Source organism: Nocardia sp. NPDC004722 (assembly GCF_053601505.1).
Map to the genome: position 1 here is coordinate 1 of NZ_JBSGBY010001066.1, position 1,400 is coordinate 1,400.

At 66.4% G+C, this 1,400-nt stretch carries 3 protein-coding genes; all 3 read right to left on the reverse strand.

From position 1 onward, the window contains the following. Window positions 1-227 (reverse strand): P1 family peptidase (locus ACWELQ_RS45695; protein ID WP_452403191.1); only part of this gene is annotated, 227 nt, incomplete at its 3' end. Between the two features lie 15 nt (window positions 228-242). Further along, on the reverse strand, window positions 243-812 hold the full coding sequence (gene aosR, locus ACWELQ_RS45700) for an oxidative stress transcriptional regulator AosR (RefSeq protein ID WP_452403192.1): 570 nt from the start codon (window positions 810-812) through the stop codon (window positions 243-245). 22 nt (window positions 813-834) lie between these two features. Further along, window positions 835-1,191, reverse strand: coding sequence for an ATP-dependent Clp protease adapter ClpS (gene clpS, locus ACWELQ_RS45705; RefSeq protein WP_452403193.1), 357 nt, complete (start codon window positions 1,189-1,191; stop codon window positions 835-837). Window positions 1,192-1,400: the final 209 nt, after the last annotated feature.

Here is a 1,400-nt window from a genome sequence, read left to right on the forward strand (position 1 = left end):
GCCTGCCGCACAGTGTTTCCCGGATCCAGCAGGTCGGTCTCGCGGGTGCCGGGACCACCGCCGCGCACGTCCACCGAGGCGACCGCGCCGCCGGGCACCCGCACCACGGTGCAGCCGGTGGCCGCGCCCGCCCCGAGGGTGGCGTCCGGGTCCAACCGCTGATGGTGACCGACCAGCACACCGGTCACGTCGGTGATCGAATTACGCGGTCCCGCAACACTGTTCACGACAACTCCGGTCCGTCAGGGCGCGAGCGCCTGAATCAGCGAGTCCTGCATCCAGGTGAGCCAGTGATAGACCTCGAGGCTCGGCCCGCGAGGATCGTCATCGGCGAAATGGTCGGGCGTGTCGGGACCGATCTCCAGGGCCGTGCCCAAGGCCAGGCGCACATCGTTGAGCGCGCTGAGCCAGGCGTCGGCCTGCTCGGGGCTGATCACGATCTTGCCGCCCTGCGGCGGCAGGGTTTCCAGAATGACCAGCCCGGCGGCCACCTTGGTCTCGATGATCTCCGGCTCGTGCAGACTGCGCAGCGCGCTGTTGAGGTCGGCGCGCTCGGCGTCGGGGGATCCGGGTTCGGGGCGATGGAAGTCCGGCAGCAGCCGGGCCAGCCGCGGATCGTCGGGCGGGGTGGTGTTGCCCAGCTGTAGCCCGGTGAGAGCGGCCAGATCGTCCTCGGGCGCTGAGCGGGCCCGATCGGTGAGCAGTCCGGTCACCGCCCCGACCAGCGAACGCAAGATGTCCGCTTCGTGGGCGTCCATTTCCGAACGCAGTTTCAACCCGCTCAGGGAGTTCTTCCTGCTCCACTTCCGCACGGGGTAACCGTAGTCGTCCCGTTCAGCTGTCACGTTGCATGGTGGCCCACAGCCCGGCGGCGTGCAGCCGTTGCACATCGTGTTCCATCTTGTCGCGCGACCCCGCGGACACCACGGCCTTGCCCTCGTTGTGCACCTTCAGCATGAGCTCGGTTGCCTTGCCTTTGCTGTAGCCGAAGAGCTTCTGGAAGATGTAGGTCACGTAGTGCATGAGGTTGACCGGATCGTCCCAAACGACGGTGACCCACGGCCGATCCTCGGCCTCCAGAATCTCGGAGTACTCGATGGCTTCCGGTGTCGCCTGTGGAGCCGACAGTGTCACCGTCGCGCCGCCAAGACCGGCGGCGTTCAGAACAACGTCGTGATTACACAGACCCATAACGTCCAGGGTACGACCTGACATCGTAGAAACAACAGCCCAGGCGACACGCCGTGCGGCCGGTCTCACACGATCTGCATCCGGGCGTGGCGCGTGATCTGAAGACCTTGCCCGACTGTGCTTAGAGTGGTTCTCGTGATGATCGCTGACGGACTGACCAGTACCGCGCTGCTCACCGACCAGTACGAGCTGACCATGCTGGCCGCGGC